General features: G+C 66.7%; 15 protein-coding genes and 3 pseudogenes. 10 read left to right on the forward strand and 8 right to left on the reverse strand.

The features are described 5' to 3' along the window. Nucleotide 1: 1 nt before the first annotated feature. The 4 genes from LXM88_RS00860 (at nucleotide 2) to LXM88_RS00875 (ending at nucleotide 3,278) form a co-directional block, all read left to right on the forward strand. The gene (locus LXM88_RS00860) at nucleotides 2-262 is read left to right on the forward strand and encodes a PAAR domain-containing protein (RefSeq protein WP_262531199.1); all 261 of its coding nucleotides are present in this window, start codon (nucleotides 2-4) and stop codon (nucleotides 260-262) included. A 60-nt stretch (nucleotides 263-322) separates the two neighbouring features. Continuing rightward, entirely contained in the window at nucleotides 323-2,314 is a 1,992-nt protein-coding gene (gene tssF / locus LXM88_RS00865) for a type VI secretion system baseplate subunit TssF (protein WP_318654673.1), read from the forward strand. A gap of 155 nt (nucleotides 2,315-2,469) precedes the next feature. Beyond that, nucleotides 2,470-2,757, forward strand: a complete 288-nt coding sequence (locus tag LXM88_RS00870; protein ID WP_262531200.1) for a DUF1330 domain-containing protein — start codon at nucleotides 2,470-2,472, stop codon at nucleotides 2,755-2,757. A gap of 50 nt (nucleotides 2,758-2,807) precedes the next feature. Further along, nucleotides 2,808-3,278 carry a hypothetical protein gene (locus LXM88_RS00875; RefSeq protein ID WP_262531202.1) on the forward strand — a complete coding sequence of 157 codons (471 nt, stop codon included), beginning with the start codon at nucleotides 2,808-2,810 and terminating at the stop codon, nucleotides 3,276-3,278. Between the two features lie 34 nt (nucleotides 3,279-3,312). On the opposite strand, the gene LXM88_RS00880 is transcribed toward LXM88_RS00875, so the two are convergent. The 3 genes and pseudogenes from LXM88_RS00880 to LXM88_RS00890 form a co-directional block, all read right to left on the reverse strand. Beyond that, on the reverse strand, nucleotides 3,313-5,013 hold the full coding sequence (locus LXM88_RS00880; RefSeq protein ID WP_262531203.1) for a dihydroxyacetone kinase family protein: 1,701 nt from the start codon (nucleotides 5,011-5,013) through the stop codon (nucleotides 3,313-3,315). 233 nt (nucleotides 5,014-5,246) lie between these two features. After that, nucleotides 5,247-5,450 (reverse strand): annotated as a pseudogene (locus LXM88_RS00885) (sigma-54-dependent Fis family transcriptional regulator); the annotation flags it as partial. Next, complete coding sequence (locus LXM88_RS00890) at nucleotides 5,450-6,097, reverse strand: LysE family translocator (protein WP_262531205.1); 648 nt, start codon at nucleotides 6,095-6,097, stop codon at nucleotides 5,450-5,452. The gene LXM88_RS00890 and the pseudogene LXM88_RS00885, both read right to left, overlap by 1 nt. Before the next feature lie 106 nt (nucleotides 6,098-6,203). Between LXM88_RS00890 and LXM88_RS00895 the strand changes: the two genes are divergently transcribed. After that, nucleotides 6,204-7,055 carry a LysR substrate-binding domain-containing protein gene (locus LXM88_RS00895; protein WP_262531207.1) on the forward strand — a complete coding sequence of 284 codons (852 nt, stop codon included), beginning with the start codon at nucleotides 6,204-6,206 and terminating at the stop codon, nucleotides 7,053-7,055. Nucleotides 7,056-7,092: 37 nt separating this feature from the next. On the opposite strand, the gene LXM88_RS00900 is transcribed toward LXM88_RS00895, so the two are convergent. Further along, on the reverse strand, nucleotides 7,093-7,983 hold the full coding sequence (locus tag LXM88_RS00900; RefSeq protein WP_262531209.1) for a LysR substrate-binding domain-containing protein: 891 nt from the start codon (nucleotides 7,981-7,983) through the stop codon (nucleotides 7,093-7,095). Between the two features lie 152 nt (nucleotides 7,984-8,135). Here LXM88_RS00900 and ydiJ point away from each other — a divergent pair, with 152 nt between their 5' ends. Continuing rightward, nucleotides 8,136-11,183, forward strand: a complete 3,048-nt coding sequence (gene ydiJ / locus LXM88_RS00905; RefSeq protein WP_262531211.1) for a D-2-hydroxyglutarate dehydrogenase YdiJ — start codon at nucleotides 8,136-8,138, stop codon at nucleotides 11,181-11,183. 86 nt (nucleotides 11,184-11,269) lie between these two features. On the opposite strand, the gene LXM88_RS00910 is transcribed toward ydiJ, so the two are convergent. The 3 genes and pseudogenes from LXM88_RS00910 to LXM88_RS00920 all read right to left on the reverse strand — a co-directional run. After that, nucleotides 11,270-11,572, reverse strand: coding sequence for an XRE family transcriptional regulator (locus tag LXM88_RS00910; RefSeq protein WP_262531213.1), 303 nt, complete (start codon nucleotides 11,570-11,572; stop codon nucleotides 11,270-11,272). 87 nt (nucleotides 11,573-11,659) lie between these two features. After that, nucleotides 11,660-12,814, reverse strand: coding sequence for a branched-chain amino acid ABC transporter substrate-binding protein (locus tag LXM88_RS00915; RefSeq protein ID WP_262531215.1), 1,155 nt, complete (start codon nucleotides 12,812-12,814; stop codon nucleotides 11,660-11,662). A gap of 636 nt (nucleotides 12,815-13,450) precedes the next feature. Beyond that, nucleotides 13,451-13,603: pseudogene (locus LXM88_RS00920) on the reverse strand (EamA family transporter); the annotation flags it as partial. Between LXM88_RS00920 and LXM88_RS00925 the strand changes: the two are divergent. From LXM88_RS00925 to LXM88_RS00940, 4 genes and pseudogenes are all read left to right on the forward strand, one after another. Beyond that, nucleotides 13,589-14,317, forward strand: a pseudogene (locus tag LXM88_RS00925) (LysR substrate-binding domain-containing protein); the annotation flags it as partial. The pseudogenes LXM88_RS00920 and LXM88_RS00925 sit on opposite strands and share 15 nt — an antisense overlap. A 171-nt stretch (nucleotides 14,318-14,488) precedes the next feature. Further along, complete coding sequence (locus LXM88_RS00930; protein WP_262531217.1) at nucleotides 14,489-15,151, forward strand: nitroreductase; 663 nt, start codon at nucleotides 14,489-14,491, stop codon at nucleotides 15,149-15,151. A 112-nt stretch (nucleotides 15,152-15,263) separates the two neighbouring features. After that, nucleotides 15,264-15,725 carry a sodium:proline symporter gene (locus LXM88_RS00935; RefSeq protein ID WP_262531611.1) on the forward strand — a complete coding sequence of 154 codons (462 nt, stop codon included), beginning with the start codon at nucleotides 15,264-15,266 and terminating at the stop codon, nucleotides 15,723-15,725. Between the two features lie 224 nt (nucleotides 15,726-15,949). Beyond that, on the forward strand, nucleotides 15,950-16,483 hold the full coding sequence (locus LXM88_RS00940; protein WP_262531218.1) for a hypothetical protein: 534 nt from the start codon (nucleotides 15,950-15,952) through the stop codon (nucleotides 16,481-16,483). On the opposite strand, the gene LXM88_RS00945 is transcribed toward LXM88_RS00940, so the two are convergent. Continuing rightward, the gene (locus LXM88_RS00945) at nucleotides 16,480-17,949 is read right to left on the reverse strand and encodes an acyltransferase family protein (protein ID WP_262531220.1); all 1,470 of its coding nucleotides are present in this window, start codon (nucleotides 17,947-17,949) and stop codon (nucleotides 16,480-16,482) included. The two genes, LXM88_RS00940 and LXM88_RS00945, sit on opposite strands and share 4 nt — an antisense overlap. Nucleotides 17,950-18,069 lie beyond the last annotated feature (120 nt).

The following is an 18,069-nucleotide window of genomic DNA, read 5'->3' on the forward strand; positions in this document are numbered from 1 at the left end:
GATGAAAGACGAAAACGGGCGCGGCGTGATCCGCCTGCATGACAAGACCACCCACGGTGGCCACGTGATTTCCGCGAGCGACGACCTGAAGGCTCAGGGCATCCCCGTCGCGCAGGCGGGGGATTTGACGGAATGTCCGAAGTGCGGCGGCCAGTTCCGGATACTCCCGGAAAACAGCACACGCAATCATCACGGTACTGCGATCGCGTTCGACAACGATCCGACGGAATGCGGTGCGCGTTTGATTTCATCGATCGAATAACCGGGCACAACGGAAGGATGACAGTTCGCATGAGGAATGTGCCATGGATGGCGACAACGCATGATCGCAGTGGTGTTGTCGCGCCGAGGATACTTCGCGGTACTCGCAAGCCAACCTGCGCAGCGCGGCCCGCCAACCGCGTGCGGTGCGACCGACCGAGGCTATCGCCGGATGGATGAACTGCGGTCGCATTACGAACACGAACTCGGGTTGTTTGCGCGGGCTCTCGCCGCATTTTCCGTGCGCTATCCGAAGATCGCGGCGCGACTTGGCATCCGGGGTGGGCAAGCCGATGATCTCCATGTGGAACGACTGATCCAGACGTTCTCGTTCCTCGCCGCGCGCCTCGACTCGAAACTGGCCGACGACTTTCCGGAATTCACCGAAGCGTTGCTCGAAGTCGTTCATCCGCATTACCTGCGTGTCGTGCCATCATGCGCGATCGCCCGATTCGAACCGGCTGCGCTGGTCGGGCAGTTGACGGCGCCGCTTGTCGTCCCGCGCGGCACACCGCTGAATGCGCGCACGGCACCCGTGCGGTTCCGGTCGGCCTATGACGTGACGCTCACGCCGCTGCAGATCGTGTCGGCGCAGTATGCACCGGCGACGCTCGCGCCGTCGGCCGCCAAACTTCCCGCAGACGCGACCGGCATCGTGTCGATCACATTTCGCGCGGCAACCGGCCGGTTCACTTCCGCGATACCGGATGGCCCGGTGCGCATGCACGTCACGGGAGATCGCCCGCTCGTCGCGGCGCTGGTCGATGCGTTGCTGCTGCGCGCTGCGGCAGCGTATGTGGAGGTTGACCAGAGCCGCCGGTGGACCGCGTTGTCGAAAGTGCCATTCGAGTCAGTCGGCTTTGCCGACAACGAACGTTTGTTGCCGGCCAGTCCGGCGTCGCGCGGCGAGGCACCGGCGTTACGCTCGTTGCTCGAGTACTTCGCATTTCCCGAGATGTTCGACTTCGTCGACCTCGACATCGGTCGCGTACGTCGGGCGGCGCGCGCGCCCGAAGCCCAAGCATTGACGCTGCATGTCGTGTTGCGCGACACATCGCCGGACTCGTATACGGCGCAGATGCTCGAGTCGGTGGACGCGAACGCATTCAAGCTGTTCTGTACGCCGGTCATCAACCTGTTTCCTCGGCCCGCGACACCGATCGTATTGACGGGAGCGGCGGCATATCCCGTTCGTCCCGTGCCGCTGACTGCGCATGCTCCGCTCGATGCGTATTCGATCGAAGCCGTTTATCTGAGCGAGCAGACCAAAGATCAGGGAGACGGGAAAAGGCCGAAGCCGCTGACCGAACACGAGACACCGCGCATACCGGTCGCGCCGTATCAGGCATTCAGCCACGCCGGGCCGGCGGACCCGTCCCGGATGTATTGGGTCGCGTTCCGGGATCGCGACGTAGGACTGAACACGGTACCCGCCACGATGCTGTCTCTGGTCGGGCTGGACGGTCACTCGGCACGGTCCGCGCTGCCGCAACTCGACGTCGTGACGATCGCGACCAATCGCGCTCTGCCGTCCCGCTTGCCGATCGGCAATCCGCTTGGGGACCTGTTGCTCGAAGGCAAGACGGTGGACTGTCCGATTCAGTTGATGACACAACCGACCTTGTCAGCTCAGTTGCCGCGTGGCGATGGTGCGCTGTGGCGCGTGCTTTCCGCGCTGACATCGCATCCGATCGATCTGACGCGTGATGGACTGTCGGCGTTCAAGGCGTTCCTGCGGTTGCACGCGGTGCGCGGAACGGCGGCACAGCGTTGCATCGATGCGATCACGGACCTGACCTACAAGCCGGCGATCAGGTGGATGTCATTGCACAATCAACCGCCGTCGTTCGTACGCGGCATAGAGATCGTGTTGTCTGTCGACGAAGCAGCCATGCGGGACGCAAGCCTGATTGTGTTTGCCGCGGTGCTGGAGCGTTTCTTCTCGCCTTATGGGCAGACGAACAGTTACGTGCAACTGGTGATCCGCGCGGCCCGGACGGGCAAAGAACTGATTCGTGGCGCCGCGCTGCCGGGCACGCAGCCCGTTGTTTGACGGCACCGGTCGGGCGCGCTCTCGATCGGATCGTGCGTTTTTCCGGCGCGCATCTATAATCCGCACAACCGGCCGCGCGGCCGGCGCGGCGCATGAAGCCGGCGGAACGGCGACCTGCGTCCGATCTCCCAACCATCGCACAAGGGGTATGCATCTTGGCAACCTACATCGTGTTTACGCGGGAAAGCACACAGGATCAGCACGAACTCGACGTCTACCAGAGCAAGGTCGGCGCGACGCTTGCCGGTCATCCGGTCAAGGTACTCGCCGCTTATGGCCCGCAGGAAACGCTGGAAGGCGAAGGGCCTGAGGGTGTCGTGATCGTCGAGTTTCCGTCGAAGGAAGCCGCGCATGCGTGGTATCACGGCCCCGACTACCAGACCGTCGTCCAGCACCGTTTCAAGGGGGCGCGCTATCGCGCGGTGCTGGTCGACGGCGTTTGAACGCAACGCATCGGGCGTTGCTTTCGACGCGATCCAACGCCTGACCCATCATGAACGCGACGACTTCGTCCGCCGAATCCGCCCGCCCGCCAATGGGCCGCGCCGTCACATCGTTGCTGGCGCTCAGCGTGCTGTTCTATCTGGTCGCGATGTTCACCGCGCCGTTTCGCACGGGCGCGCCGGATCCGCATCCGTGGGCCGATGGCTGGCAGGTGCTGCTGACCGGCTGGATGGGCGTGTTCTTCGGCATCTTCGCGTGGCTCGCGAACCCGCTCGTGTTCGCGGCCTGGTGGCTGACCGTGAAGCGCCTGCGCGCGCACGCGGTCGCACTGGCCGCACTCGCGCTGCTGTTCGGGTTGAGCTTCCTGACGCAGCATCAGATCGTCGTCAACGAAGGCGGCGGGGTCGAGCCGGTGCATCTCGATGCAATCGGTTACTGGTGCTGGCTCGCGAGTTTCGGCATGGCCGCGATCGGCGCCGCGCTGTTGCCGGGACGAACCGGGACGCGCGCGGCAGGTTGATGCTGGCGGCGCGCATCGCGCGCGCCGCCACCGCTTACCGCACGTGCGGCTGCAACGCGCGCAACCAGTACGACACTGCAACGGCACCCCCATCCGGCGTGCCGATCGCCCGCTCGCCGAGATAGCTCGCACGCCCCGCGCGCGGCGTCATGCGCGCCGTTTCCTGCGCGCCGTGTTCGGCGGCCTCGACGGCTGCCGCCCATGCGCTCGCGGGATCGCGATCGCTGTCGAGTGCACGGTCGAACGCATCGGCAGCCGGCACCAGCGCATCGAGCATCGTCCGGTCGCCGGCGTGCGCGCCGCCGAGTTCGCTGATCGAATCCACCGCGTTTCGGAACGCCGCGGCCCAGTCGCGCGCCGACGGCTCGGCGATCTCGGCCAGCCGGCGCGACGCGCGCACCAGCGCGGTCGCATAGAACGGTCCCGAACTGCCTGCAATGGCACGGCGCAACGCGGCGCCAAGCGCCGCGAGCGTTCCGGCCGGCGTGCCGTACGCGGTTTCCGGCAGGTCGAGGATCGCCTGCGCGGCACGCAGCATGCTCGCGCCGAGATCGCCGTCGCCGGCCGCCGCATCGAGGTCGGTCAGCGTCTGCTCGTGATCGATCAGCGTCTGCGCGACCGCGTGCAGTGCCGGCTGCAGGCGCGCGGCCCACGCGCGGCCGGCCGCGTCGAGCGGCGGCAGCGGTGCGTCGTGCGAGTCGGCCGCGGCCACGCGGATATGCGTGTTCACGGCGCCGCCGCCCGGCCATGCACGTGCCTGCGTCGGCGCGTCGAGCAGCGCCGCGCGTTCTTCGTTCAGCCGCAGCACCGAGATCGAGCAGCCGGGCATGTTCAGCGCCGACAGGAACGTGCCGGCCCACGCGCGCGCGACGACGATGCCGCGCCGGCTCAGGTTGTCGTACGCGTCGCGCAGCACGACCGCGAGTTCCATGTCCGGCGTTGCACCGAGACCGTTGACGAACAGTGCAACGCGTTCGCCGCTGTCGAGCACGAGATCGGCGACGATGCTCGACAGCAACGTGTCGACCAGCGCGTCGGCGGGCAGCGGCGCGCGGCGTTCGACGCCTTTCTCGCCGTGGATGCCGAGGCCGAGCTCGATCTCGTGATCGGCGAGGCTGAAGCCCGATTTGTCGGCGCCCGGGATCGTGCAGCCGTCGAGCGCGACGCCCATCGTGCCGAGTTCGGCCGCCGCGTCGCGCGCGATTCCCGCGACGCGGGCGAGCGGCAGCCCGCGCGCGGCGGCCGCGCCGGCGAGCTTGTGGATCAGCACGGTGCCGGCGATCCCGCGCCGCTGGCCGCGCTCGACACGGCCGCGCAGCGATACGTCGTCGGCGACGATGACGGTCTCGACCGGAATGCCCTCCGCCCGCGCGAGCTCGGCGGCGAGCCCGAAATTGAGCCGGTCGCCCGTGTAGTTCTTCACGATCAGCAGCGCGCCGTTCGGGCCGGCACTCGCGCGAATCGCGGCGAGCACGGCGTCGGTGGACGGCGACGTGAACACTTCGCCGCACACGGCCGCGCTCAGCATCCCTTCGCCGACGTAGCCGCCGTGCGCGGGCTCGTGGCCGCTGCCGCCGCCGGAAAGGACGGCGACGGGCCGCTGCGCCGGCTCGGGCAGCGGCTGGCGGACGAGCACGTGCTCGTCGCCGAGGATCGCGAGATGCGGCGACTGCCGCGCGATGCCTTCCAGCATTTCTCGCACGACATCGGACGGGCGGTTCACAAGCTTTTTCATGGCGACGGTTCCTGACGGGTGAACGGGGCTCGGTCGGGCCCGCGCGGGCGCCGGACGGCTCTCGTGCAGCGGATGATCGTGCGGGCGCCCTGTCGCCGGCATGGCCGGCACCGCCGGCGGCACGCGGCGACGTGTACGCGCTTCGCGCCACGATACATCAGGTCGGGACGTCAATGCACGGATCGCGGGCGCGATCGTGCCGTACCACGGGCGGTGGCCCGCCCCGGATGCCGCTACTTCGCCGCCGCGATCTCCTTCGCACGAATCAGTCGCGCGCGCAGCACGTTGCGGCTGATGCCGAGCAGCCGCGCGACCTGGATCTGGCTGCGGTGGCTGAATTCGAACGCGACGCGCATCACGGTGTCCCCGATCCGTTCGAACAGGTTGCCGTGATCCTCGTCGAACAGGTCGCGCAGCGCTCGTTCGAGCGCGGCCGTCACGCCACGCCCGCCATCTTCGATGCATCGACAACCATCTGCACGCCGAGGCCGCCGAGGATGAGGCCCATTGCCCAGCGCTGCGCGAGCAGCAGCGTCGGGCGCCCGTGCAGGAACTTCGCGATGCTGCTCGAGCAGATCGCGACCAGCCCGTTTGCCGACGCGAACGCGGCGATCAGCAGTGAACCGAGAAACAGCGACTGGCCGAACACGCTGCCTTGCCGGTAGTCGATGAACTGCGGCAGCAGCGACACGAACAGCATCGCGAGCTTCGGATTCAGCACGCTGGTCGTCGCGCCCATCGCCAGCAGCCGCAGCGGCTGCTCGTTGGGCAGCGCCCGCACCTCGAACGGCGAACGCCCGCCGGGCCTGACCGCCTGCCATGCGAGGTACAGCAGGTACGCCGCACCGATCGCGCCCAGCACGCTGCCCGCATAGGGCACGCTCATGAACAGCGTCGTGATGCCGAACGCCGCGCCGAACATGTAGAACAGGTAACCGATCATCACGCCGGCCAGCGAAATGAGCCCGGCCGCGCGCCCTTGCGCGATCGAGCGCGACATCACGTAGACCATGTTCGGCCCCGGCGTGACCGCGAGCATGCCGCCGATGGCGAGAAATCCGTAGAGCGATCCGGACGTATGCATGTTTTCCGCTTCCTGCGACGAGTGCTGACGGGATTGATTGTCCAGCCGTGGAGGTGAACAGTAAAACGGGATAAACTGAATCGATTGATCAGATTTTCTGAATGAAATGAAAAAGCTCGACCTCGATGTGCTCGCGATGGTGGTGGCAGTCGCGGAATCCGGATCGTTCGCGCAGGGCGCGCAGGCCGTGCATCGGTCGCCGTCGGCGGTGAGCATGCAGATCAAGGCGCTGGAAGACGCGCTCGGCAAGCCGCTGTTCATCCGCGATACGCGCAACGTGACGGCCACCGACGACGGCAGGACGCTCGCCGAATACGGCCGCCGGATGCTGGCGATGCGCGACGAGGCGTGGGCGTCGGTCGTGCGCCCGGAGATACGCGGCCGCGTGACGATCGGCGTGCCCGACGACTACATTTCGTCGCTGCTGCCGCAGGTGCTCGGCAAATTCGCCGCGATGCATCCGCGCGTGGAATTGCGTGTGATCGGCCAGCCGAGCAGCGCGCTCGTGCCGATGCTGAAGGACAACACGGTCGACCTCGCGTGTCTCACGCGGATCAAGGGCGTGACTGGCGAGCTGATCCGGATGGAGCCGATCGTCTGGACCGGGTCGCCGAAGCGGAACGTCTGGGAGGAGCGGCCGCTGCCGGTGGCCTTTTTCACGCACGGCGGCAGCATGGCGCGCGATCACGCGATCAAGGCGCTGAACCGGCAGCACATCCCGTTCCGGATGTCATACGAAAGCCCGAGCTACCTCGGGCTGCTCAGCATGGTCGAGGCCGGGCTCGCCGTCGCGCCGCTGGCGCGCTGCTGCGTTCCCGAACACCTCGTGCAGCTTTCGGAGAGCCACGGGTTGCCGCCGCTGGGGGAACTCGAAGTCGTACTCGCGCGCAGTGCGCAGTCCGCGCGCGCACCGTGCGACTACCTCGCCGAGCAGATTCTCGACGAATGGCGCGCTTGACCGGCGATCGCCGGATCGCGGCGTTACCCGCGGCGCGTCAGCACGACTTCAGCAACCATTCGCGGAACGCGACGAGCGACGGCAGCGTATCGTTCCCCGGCGGGTAGACGAGGTAATAGCTGCGCTGGCTGGTAATCGCGTCGCCGATCGACACGAGCTCGTGGCGGCTCAACTCGTCTTCCACCAGCACCTTCGGCACCAGCCCGATCCCCATCCCGGCCCGCACGGCCTGGATCAGGTGCGACGTCAGCTCGAAGCTCGGGCCGATCCGCATCTGGCGATGATCGAGCCGATAGTGCGAGAACCACTCGGCCCACGCCTGCTGGTTGCTCGTCACGCCCAGCAGCGTCTGCTGCGCGGCCCAGGCCGGCGTGCGTGCTGCGGCCTTGCGGCGGCTGCTCGTGTCGGGGCTCGCGATCGCGATCAGGAACTCGTTGTACAGCCGATGCGCGTGCAGGCCGGGCCAGTCGTCCGCGCCGACGGTGATGGCCGCGTCGAGGTCGTCGTCGAGGAAATCGATCGCGCCGATCCGCGAATGAAGGTGGACGGTCACGCCCGGATGCGCGGCGTAGAAGTCGTGCAGGTGCGGCAGCAGCCATTTCGAGCCGAACGTCGGCAACGTCGCGAGCCGCAGCGTGCCGGCGCCCGCCTGGTGGGACATCGCCTGCAGCGTCGCGCCGCGGATGCGCCCCAGCGCGCCGCTCAGCTCGACGAAGTAGCGGCGTCCGACTTCGGTCAGCTTCACGGAACGGCCCTCGCGCCGGAACAGCGGCACGCCGAGTTGATCCTCGAGCGTCTGGACCTGCCGGCTGATCGCGCTCTGGCTCAGCGACAGTTCCTCGGCCGCGCGCGTGTAGCTTTCGTGCCGTGCGGCTGCCTCGAACACGAGCAGCAGCGACATCGACGGGGTGAGGCGACGGTAATTCATGAGTTTTATGCAATATTCGCCGGGCGAGAATTCGTTTGTTTCTCAGGGAATTTACAAAGATACTGGAATTCCCGGTCGCGTGGAAACTTGCTCAAAACTCATGTTTCCGAGCACGCGAACACACCGGTTCACCCACCTTGCGCCTTTACCCCATGTCGATCGCCCCGTTGCCCCGCCCCGCCAGCCCGCCCGCGAACGCGTACCGTGACTTTCTCGCCGCGCTGCGGGCCGCCGGATTCGCCGGGGAAATCCGCGCGGACCATGCGAACCGGACGGTCCAGGCCACCGACAACTCGATCTACCAGCGCCTGCCGCAAGCGGTGATCTGTCCCGCGCATGCGGACGACGTCCGGCTGGTGGCCCGGCTGCTCGCGGAACCCGCGTATCGCGATGTCGCGGTCGCCGCGCGCGGCGGCGGCACGGGCACCAACGGGCAGTCGCTGACCGACGGCGTGGTCGTCGACCTGTCGCGGAACATGAACCGGATCCTGGAAATCGACGTCGAGCAGCGCTGGGTGCGCGTGCAGGCCGGCGTCGTCAAGGATCAGCTCAATGCGGCGCTGAGGCCGCACGGGCTGTTTTTCGCACCGGAGCTGTCGACGTCGAACCGTGCGACCGTCGGCGGGATGATCAACACCGACGCGAGCGGGCAGGGCAGCTGCACGTACGGCAAGACGCGCGATCACGTGCTCGCGCTGGACTTCGTGCTGATGGGCGGCGAGCAGCTGCACAGCGACGCGCTCGCGAGCGACGAGCTGGAACGCCGCTGTGCGCGGCAGGACCGCATCGGCAAGGTCTACCGCACCGCGCGACGCATCAGCGACGACAAGGCGGCGCTGATCGAAGCGAAGTTTCCGAAGCTCAACCGCTGCCTGACCGGCTATGACCTCGCGCACCTGCGCGAACCCGACGGCCGCTTCAACCTGAACAGCGTGCTGTGCGGCGCCGAGGGCTCGCTCGGCTTCGTCGTCGAGGCGAAGCTCAACGTGTTGCCGATCCCGAAGGTTTCGGTGCTGGTCAACGTGCGCTATGCGGGCTTCATGGACGCGCTGCGCGATGCGCGCGCGCTGATCGAGCACGAGCCGCTGTCGATCGAGACGGTCGACTCGAAGGTGCTGATGCTCGCGATGAAGGACTTCGTGTGGAGCAGCGTGGCCGAATACTTTCCGCAGGACGACCGGCGGCCGACGCTCGGCATCAACCTGATCGAATTCAGCGGCGACGATGCGGAAGAAGTCGATGCACGCGTGCGCGCGTTCGTCGACCATCTGCGCACCGATACGAGCGTGGAGCGGCTCGGCCATACGCTCGCGGCCGGCGACGATGCGGTGAAGCGCGTGTATGCGATGCGCAAGCGCGCGGTCGGCCTGCTCGGCAACGTGCAGGGCGAGGCGCGTCCGCAGCCGTTCGTCGAGGACACCGCGGTGCCGCCGGAGAACCTCGCCGCATACATCGCGGAATTCCGCGCGCTGCTGGACGGCCACGGGCTGCAGTACGGAATGTTCGGCCATGTCGACGCGGGCGTGCTGCACGTACGCCCGGCGCTCGACATGAAGGATCCGCGGCAGGCCGCGCTGGTGCGGCCCGTGTCGGATGCGGTGGCGGAGCTGACGCAGCGTCATGGCGGCCTGCTGTGGGGCGAGCACGGCAAGGGCGTGCGCTCCGAATATGCGCCGGTCTTTTTCGGCGAGCTGTATCCGTCGCTGCAGCAACTGAAGGCCGCGTTCGATCCGCACAACCAGTTCAACCCGGGCAAGATCGCGACGCCGCCGGAGAACACGATGCGGCTGCTGAAGATCGACGAAGTGCCGACGCGCGGCGACCACGACCGGCAGATCGACGAGCGCGTGTGGCAGAGCTACGGCACCGCGATGCACTGCAACGGCAACGGCGCGTGCTACAACTTCGATCCGGACGACGCGATGTGCCCGTCGTGGAAGGCGACGCGCGAACGCGTGCATTCGCCGAAGGGGCGCGCGTCGCTGATGCGCGAATGGTTGCGCCTGCAAGGGCAGGCCGGCGTCGACGTCGTCGCGGCGGCGCGCGCGCGGCAGCCGTTCCTGAGCGGCCTTGCCGCGCGCTGGCGCAACAGCCGCGCCGCGCGCAACGGCGAGGCCGATTTTTCGCACGAGGTGTACGACGCGATGGCCGGGTGCCTCGCGTGCAAGTCGTGCGCGGGGCAGTGCCCGGTCAAGGTCAACGTGCCCGAGTTCCGTTCGCGTTTTCTCGAGCTGTATCACCGTCGCTATCAGCGGCCGCTGCGCGACTACCTGATCGGTTCGCTCGAATTCACGATGCCGTGGATGGCGCGGGTGCCTGCGCTGTACAACGGGCTGATGCGGGCGCGGTGGGTGCGCGCGCTGCTGGAGCGCCAGGTCGGCATGGTCGACAGCCCGCTGCTGAGCCGCTTCGATCTCGCGGCCGTGATCCGGCAATGGCACGTGACGCCGGCCGACCCGCACGCGCTCGCGGCGTTGAGCGACGCGCAGCGCGCGCGCAGCGTCGTCATCGTGCAGGACACGTTCACGCGCTATTTCGATACCGAGCAACTGGCGACGCTGATCGAGCTGGCGGCGCGCGTGGGCTTTCAGGTATGGCTCGCGCCGCTCGCGCCGAACGGCAAGGCGCTGCATGTGCAGGGCTTTCTGCAGGCGTTCGAGAAGGCGGCGATCCGCAATGCCGCGCAACTCGCCGCGCTCGCGCGGTCGGGCGTCGCGCTGGTCGGCCTCGATCCGGCGATGACGCTCACGTATCGGCAGGAATACCTGAAGGTGACGGGGCTCACCGATGTGCCGAAGGTCGCGCTGCCGCAGGAATGGCTGTTGCAGGTGCTGCCGGAGGCCGGCGCGGGCGGGGTGTCCGGGGCGTACCGGCTGCTGCCGCACTGTACCGAGAAGACCAATGCGCCGGACAGCGGCAAGCAATGGGAACAGGTGTTCGCGCGGCGCGGGCTGCGGTTGCAGGTTCAGGCGGCCGGGTGCTGCGGGATGTCCGGGACGTATGGGCACGAGGCGCGCAACCTGCAGACGTCGAAGACGATCTATTCGCAGTCGTGGGCTGCGCATGTCGATGCGCCGGACGATCAACGCGAAGCGCTGGCGACCGGGTATTCATGTCGCAGCCAGGTGAAGCGGATGGCGTCGACGCAGTTGCGTCATCCGCTGCAGGCGCTGCTCGATCACGTTCGTGCGGCGGGGTGACGATCGGGCGGCGCGCGTCGCGTTGCCCATGAGGTGACATCGAATGTCGAGCGGCAAGCCGTGCCGCACTCGACGCATGCCGCGTCTCACGCGTCGGCTTTCGCGGTTTTCCTTGCACGCGGCTTGTCGGCCGCGGGAAATACGCCGACGCCGCGCGGCCGTTTCGGTTCGATCCGCATCTGCCGGATCACGCGCCGGAAGTCGATCTCGTGCGCGGCCAGCGCGCCGATCAGCTTCGCGATGACCGCGAGGTGGGAGGGCACCGTGCCCTTGCTCGAATAGTTCGTGATCGAGCTTTCGTTCATCCGGATCAGTCGGGCGAACTCTCGCGCAGTCAGCTGCGCCTTTCTCAACTCCTGCTGAAATTCGGTATACGCCATTGCACACATGTTGCTTCGTCTCCGTGATTCAGAAATCGGCCCGCGCGGCGCCGGCGCCGACGGGTGGCGTTCCCGTCGTGCCGGCGCGCTGGCGGGTTACATCTTGACCTGGTCGAGGAAGGTCTTCTTGCCGGTCTTGTAGCCGTAGATCGAGATGATCCCGTGGGTCAGGTCGCCCTTCGCGTCGAACGTCGTTGTGCCGATCACGCCGTCGTACTTCGTCGCCGGCATCGCCGCGAGGATCTTCGCCGGGTCCGTCGAGTTCGCACGCTTCATCGCGTCGACCGCGATGTAGACCGCGTCGTACGCGAACGGCGCATCGAACTTGATGCCCTGGTTGAAGCGCTTCTCGTACTTCGCGACGAACGCCGCGCCGCCCGGCATCTTCTCGAGCGCGGCGCCGGCTTGGGAGCACAGCACGTTGTCGGCCGCCGGGCCGGCCAGCTCGGCCAGCGAGTCGGTGCACACGCCGTCGCCGGACAGGATCTTCGCGCGCAGGCCGAGCTGCTTCGCCTGCTTCGCGAGCGGGCCGCCGGTGGCGTCCATGCCGCCGTACATGATCGCGTCGGGGTTCTCGCCCTTGACCTTCGTGAGAATCGCGCGGAAGTCGACCGCCTTGTCGTTGGTCGCATCGTGCGACAGCACCTTCAGGCCGAGCGCCTTCGCCTTCTTCTCGAACTCGTTCGCGAGACCCTGGCCGTAGGCGGTCGAATCGTCGATCACCGCCACGCTCTTCACGCCTTTCGACTGCGCGTAGCTCGCGAGCGCCGGGCCTTGTTGCGCGTCGGTCGCGACGACGCGGTAGGTCGTCTTGAAGCCTTGCTGCGTGTAGGTCGGGTTCGTGGCCGACGGCGAGATCTGCACGATGCCGGCGTCGCTGTAGATCTTCGACGCCGGGATCGACGTGCCCGAGTTCAGGTGGCCGATGACGGCGACGACCTTGTCGTCGACGAGCTTCTGCGCGACCTGCGTGGCCTGGCGCGGGTCGGCTGCGTCATCCTGCGCGTCGAGCTGCAGCGTGACCTTCTTGCCGCCGATCGTCAGCCCCTTCGCGTTGATTTCCTCGACCGCGAGGCGCGCACCGTTCTCGTTGTCCTTGCCGAGGTGCGAGATGCCGCCCGTCGTCGGTTCGACGCTGCCGATCTTCACGAACTGGTCGGCCATTGCGCTCGACGCGGCCGCGAATGCGGCGGCGGCCAGTGCGACGGTGATCAGGGGTTTGCAGCGCATGCCGACAGTGCTTCGTTCCATCTGCCATCTCCGAATTGAATGTCTTTCTAATGACGTCTCGACCGGCCGGCTGCGGGCCGGGGCGATCGGACGAGTCTCCATACCCATCATGGGCGTCACTTGCATCACGCCCGGCCGTGTGACGGGCCGCCCGGGCGAGCGGGAGGGCTGTCGCCTGGCGCCATGCAATTCGTATGAATATATATGAAGCCGATTTTGCGCGCTGCGGCGAACCGCGCAAAGGGGCGAGCACGGCACGGTTTGCGCCCGGATTTCGACGGTTCCGGATGCCGGAAATCGTGCGCCGCAGCGGGCCACCGGCTGCAGTTCGCTGTCGATGGCCTTACGTCCGCATCCATTATTCGGCCGGTCGCAGGGGCGAAGCCATGCACACTGATGCGCGGTCAGTCGGGAACTGTTCGGTCGATTTGTCTGCACAGTTTGGGCACTCGCCATCGCGCAGCCAGGAACATGGAATAGCTTCATCGAGTTCGATATCCGTCACATGCAACTAACGGTCAAGTCCGGCGATGCCAACGAATTGGCGCAGGTCGAAAGCCCGTACAATGCACTCGGTTTTGCACATGCCGGGGCTCGCGTGGACCGGCCCGCTTCCGGATCGTCGGGCGGGTAACGTCATCCGATGCAACCGCGATCCTACGAACGCCCGCGCAATGCGACGAAGATCACGCCTGCAATCGCCAGCAGGCCGCCGCATACCGTCGCGATGCCCGGCCGTTCGCCCGTCAGCACCATCGACAGCGCTGTCGCAACCGCCGGCGTCAGGTAGAGAAAGCTGGCGGCGTGCGCCTGACGCTGGACGGGCAGTGCTTCGTCGGCCGGATCGAACAGGCGTTCGCGATCATCGACAGCGCGGCCGATCAGTGGCGCTCGCCGCGTACGCCGCGACTGGTCAGGATGAGCGTGGTGCCGGCATTCGCGCAGCTCTGGCTGCTCGAGCGGCAGCAGGCGCTCGAGAGCGAGGCACCGGCGTTGCGCATCGAACTCGGCATCGAGCTTCGCAACGTGGATATCGCCGGCGGCGAAGCGGATCTGTCGATCCGGTATGGGCGCGGCAACTGGCGTCAGCTCGAAACCCGCGCGTTCATGCCGGAACGGCTTTATCCGGTCGCGCATCCGCGGCTCGCCGCGCAACTGGCCAAGGTGCGCCGCAGGCGCGGGGATGCGGCGCTGCTCGAGATGCCGCTGCTGCACGATTCCGACCTGACCGGATGGCGCACCTGGTTCGACGCGCTGGGCATTCCGTTCAAGCCGCGGGCGCAGGATCGCCGTTTCGAGGATTACAACCTGGTGCTGGCGGCAGCCGAAGCAGGGCTCGGCGTGGCGCTGGCGCGGACGCCGCTCGCGGACACGTATCTGAAGCGCAGCGCGCTCGTTCGGGTGAGCCGCCATGAGGTCGATTCGCAGCTCCGGTATCACTTCGTGCATGCGAAGGGGGAGAATCGGCCGGAGGTGCTCGCGTTGATGGAGCGGATGCGGGCGGCGTTGGGGGAACAGAGTTAGGTTGTGGGGGCGTGCGGGCTTGCTTCGGCGGCGCGCTCGGGGCCCTGTGCCTGAGTACATACAGATGGGCCGCGGGATCGTCGACAATGCGACCGCGGAAAACGAAGAGGTTGGAGAGATGAACGTAAATCGAGCAATTTTGCAGTCGTTCGGATGCACCGGAGGGTCACGATGAACAGACCAGACAAGTCGTCGAAAGCGCGTGCCGCGCTCGATCAGTTGTTCTCGGGCATTGCGCCGGCGGACGCGAAGAGCGCGTCACGCCCGGGCAATCCGTTCGATGCGGCGGGAGACGATGCGTCCGCCGGCGCCGACGGCCGGGTCGAAGTGACGCTGTCGACCAGAATCCAGCTGCGCGGCTATCCGGGTGCGGATGCGTTCATGAAGCGCATGGCCGAAGCGTGGGGCCTCGAGTGGGGGACGTACGACAGCGTTCAGGCCATCGCGAAGCTGCCGGCCGGATGGCGATCGCGCCGGCTTCCGGAAGTCACGCAGATCGTCGACGGACACGATGTGCTGCGCGCGGAGAGCAGCCTGCAGGGCGGCGAGATGTCGTATCTGAAAGTGAACCCGCGGTACTACATCGACGCGCGCAAGGGGTTCGGCTGGGGCAAGTCGTCGAAGGCGTCCGACGATCCGGATCTCGATGGCCCCGACTGGAACTGCTTCGTGATCGATCGGGAAAAGTCCATCGAAGTGCACGAATTGACGACCTCGTCGTTGAAGGCCGATATGGACAATGCCCGCGCGACGTTGCTGAAATGGCTTGACGAGAATTATCCCAAGCACCGCGATCCGTTTGCGTACTGGACGGACTGCGAAGGGGCATCGTAACGTTGCGTGGTGGCCCGGGTCGGTATCGCGGGCACGCGTTGCCCGAGCGTAATCGCAGCGGATGGGCCGCACGCCGCTTCGATGCATCGGCCGGTCGCCATGGGGGCGCCAATTGAAACGAACCAGACCGGTCCCGATTCTCTGGGCAGCGTTTGGCGCGGCGGTCGGGTCGACCGTCATCGAGCTGCTGCTCTGGTCGATCGCCGGCGATGACGCCATCCGGAACCTGTTTCGCGACGCGCGCCTGACGGCAGCCATCGTGATGGGGCGCAGCGTGCTCGGCCCGTCTGCCGGCTTCGATCCGATCGTCATGGGTGTCGCGACACTCGTGCATGCCGTGCTCTCGCTTGCCTATGCGGCCGTGCTGGCGAAGGTGGTCCGGAACATGTCGCTCGGGGCCGCGCTTGTCGCAGGCAGCGCGTTCGGGCTCATCCTGTACGGCGTCAACCTGCACGCCTTCACGGCGATCTTCCCGTGGTTCATCCCGGTTCGCGGCGCGATCACGCTGGTGGCCCATCTGGTATTCGGGGTCACGGCAGCGGCTACCTTCCACGTCGTCAGACGCCCGGTTTGACGCTGACCGTCGCAACGATTGCCGGCGGTTCCCGCTTCCGTCATTCGCATCCCGACCCCTGGAATAACCGGGCGTGCTGCTTCGTTTAGCCGTCAGGAGACCCGATACGAAGCGGCGGCCCGTTACCGCCGCGCGATGAATCCTGCGCAAGCAAACCGGCGTGCCGGGCGCCGCCAGTGACACCGGCGGTCAAATGGTCGGGGGCTACATTGCGGGAGCCGATCATGTACAACATGTTTCGATTCGGAATAGGCATCGTGTGTCTTTGCCTTTCCGCGCCTGTCCTTGCGCAAATGGATGACGAATTGCCGGACTACGGAACAAACTGCCGCGCAGTCGTCGCGCAAGCGAACATCGACGGCACGGAGCAGCAAATCGTGGGGCGGGCGTGCCTGCAAAGCGATGGCACATGGCGGATCGTGCAAAGTGACGACGGCAGCGTGCTGTGGTACCCGGCGGCGGCCTACCCGTATCCCGACCCGTGGTATTGGGGGCCGCCGCTTTTCATCGGCGCGGGCGTGAGCTTCATCTTCGTCGATCGTTTCCATCGTTTCCACCACTTCAATCACTTCGATCACTTCAACCACTTCAACCGGATGGATCATCGCCACTTCGGCATGCCGGTGGGGGCGGGCTTTCACCATGGCCCGTTCATCGGCGGCGGCGGCGGGGGCCACGGGTTCGGCGGCATGCATCAGTTCGGCGGCATGCATCAGTTCAACGGCATGAACGGGGGTGGCGGAATGCGGCGGCATTAGGCCGGCGCTGCCGGCTGGATCGCGCGTCCTCTTGCGCATCCGTCGGGAATGCCTGTCTTTACAGGATCGACTCGAGCCTCGGCAAGCGAAGCAGGAGGCCGGCAATCAGATAACACGCCACGCAAGCGACGCAGCCGGTCACGGCGAACTTCAGGAGCGGGGCCGCCGGCACGTCTCTCCATGCGAGGGCGGTCGCCACCAGCACCGGCGGATGGATGATGTAGATGGTGTATGCACGTCGTGACAGTGGCCGCCACACGCCAGTCAGTCGATCGAAACGCCGCTGAAAAATGGCGGGCGAGAAACAGTATCGTTCCCCATGCGACCAGCGGTTCCCAAAACGCGTAGACCACTGCCTGCAGACGGCCCCGCAATTCGGGAACGTGTTTCGCGAGCAGGTAGGCGAGCGGCAAGACAGGTAGCGCCAGCAGCGCGACGCGCCACCACCGGCCGACCTGTCGCGCTGGCAGATGCTCGATCCAGTGCACGCGGGCGGTCCGGATACCGGCTGCGTACAACACGACATAGCTGGCGAAGTACCCGAGCTGAAGCCCCCATACATTGACACCCACCGGCCATCGGGACCGCAACGCCAGTGCCGCGCTACCCGTCAGCAATGCCGCGGCGGCCAGGGTCCCGTCGGACGGGAAGGGTTGCCGAACGGTTCGGTCCGTGTCGCGATCCGCGGTGCGCGGGAATGCGATGCGCCAGAGCGCTGCAGCCGCACTGAAAATCAGCAAGGCCTCGGCGAACCACATGGGACCGTTCTCGAACGTGCCTTTCCGCCACAGGCGCGCCAACGTATCGGCAAACGAGTGGCCCGCGCCCGACCGTGCCAGTGCGATCGTCGCGGGGCCGATCAGAAAGCCGTACACCAGCAAAGGCAGGCCGAGCCTGAGAAACCGGTCCGCCAGGAAACGGGCGGCACCCTTGCGATCGATGGACCCTGACGTGTAGTAGCCCGCCAGGAAAAAGAACAGGCCCATGAAGAACGCCTGGTTGATCGCACAGAAGAGCGTCAGCAGCGCGGATTCCACGGCGGGGCTTGCTGCCACCTCGTGGTAGTACCACCCGCCTATCGCGCCGTACGTGATGGCGCAGTGGTGAAATACCACCAGCAACGTCAGGCAGGCCCGCGACGCGTCCAGACCGGCGTTTCGATGTGCGGCAACCGCCTTGTCCGGCTCGAACGCGAGGTCGGCCGGGACGTCTTGAGCGTTCATCACATTGCCTGTGTGGTTGGTCAGCCATGACCCGTACCGGGACGAGATTCGTCGCGGCGATGCGTGTGCATCTATCGGGCGTACCGCTCGGAAAAATACGCTGTTGTTCTTACAACCTTCCAACAAGCGGGGCCGCTGTGCGCCCGCCTGGTAATCGAGCGGCCCGCGCAGGCCGTCGAACGGGATCATCTCGTGCGTGCGATACGCGGGCCGGGCCTTCTGCCGTTCATACCACGCTTCCACATGCGACACGTGCGGCCGCGCGATGTCGAGTTCGAAATAGCGATACAGATGCGTGCCGGCTGCGATGTCGGCCGTAAACGGCGCAGGCGTGCACCATGGTGCGCGCCTGCCCGGCTGTCG

The sequence above is a fragment of the Burkholderia sp. S-53 genome (assembly GCF_025560745.1).
In the GTDB taxonomy this organism is placed as follows: domain Bacteria; phylum Pseudomonadota; class Gammaproteobacteria; order Burkholderiales; family Burkholderiaceae; genus Burkholderia; species Burkholderia pyrrocinia.

Bases quoted from the DNA above. Each gene is read 5' to 3' on its own strand.
- LXM88_RS00860 (WP_262531199.1), top strand. From the start codon at position 2: ATGAAAGACGAAAACGGGCGCGGCGTGATCCGCCTGCATGACAAGACC.
- LXM88_RS00930 (WP_262531217.1), top strand. From the start codon at position 14,489: ATGAACAGACCAGACAAGTCGTCGAAAGCGCGTGCCGCGCTCGATCAG.
- LXM88_RS00940 (WP_262531218.1), top strand. From the start codon at position 15,950: ATGTACAACATGTTTCGATTCGGAATAGGCATCGTGTGTCTTTGCCTT.
- LXM88_RS00880 (WP_262531203.1), bottom strand. From the start codon at position 5,013: ATGAAAAAGCTTGTGAACCGCCCGTCCGATGTCGTGCGAGAAATGCTG.
- LXM88_RS00900 (WP_262531209.1), bottom strand. From the start codon at position 7,983: ATGAATTACCGTCGCCTCACCCCGTCGATGTCGCTGCTGCTCGTGTTC.
- ydiJ (WP_262531211.1), top strand. From the start codon at position 8,136: ATGTCGATCGCCCCGTTGCCCCGCCCCGCCAGCCCGCCCGCGAACGCG.
- LXM88_RS00910 (WP_262531213.1), bottom strand. From the start codon at position 11,572: ATGTGTGCAATGGCGTATACCGAATTTCAGCAGGAGTTGAGAAAGGCG.
- tssF (WP_318654673.1), top strand. From the start codon at position 323: ATGATCGCAGTGGTGTTGTCGCGCCGAGGATACTTCGCGGTACTCGCA.
- LXM88_RS00915 (WP_262531215.1), bottom strand. From the start codon at position 12,814: ATGGAACGAAGCACTGTCGGCATGCGCTGCAAACCCCTGATCACCGTC.
- LXM88_RS00890 (WP_262531205.1), bottom strand. From the start codon at position 6,097: ATGCATACGTCCGGATCGCTCTACGGATTTCTCGCCATCGGCGGCATG.
- LXM88_RS00875 (WP_262531202.1), top strand. From the start codon at position 2,808: ATGAACGCGACGACTTCGTCCGCCGAATCCGCCCGCCCGCCAATGGGC.
- LXM88_RS00895 (WP_262531207.1), top strand. From the start codon at position 6,204: ATGAAAAAGCTCGACCTCGATGTGCTCGCGATGGTGGTGGCAGTCGCG.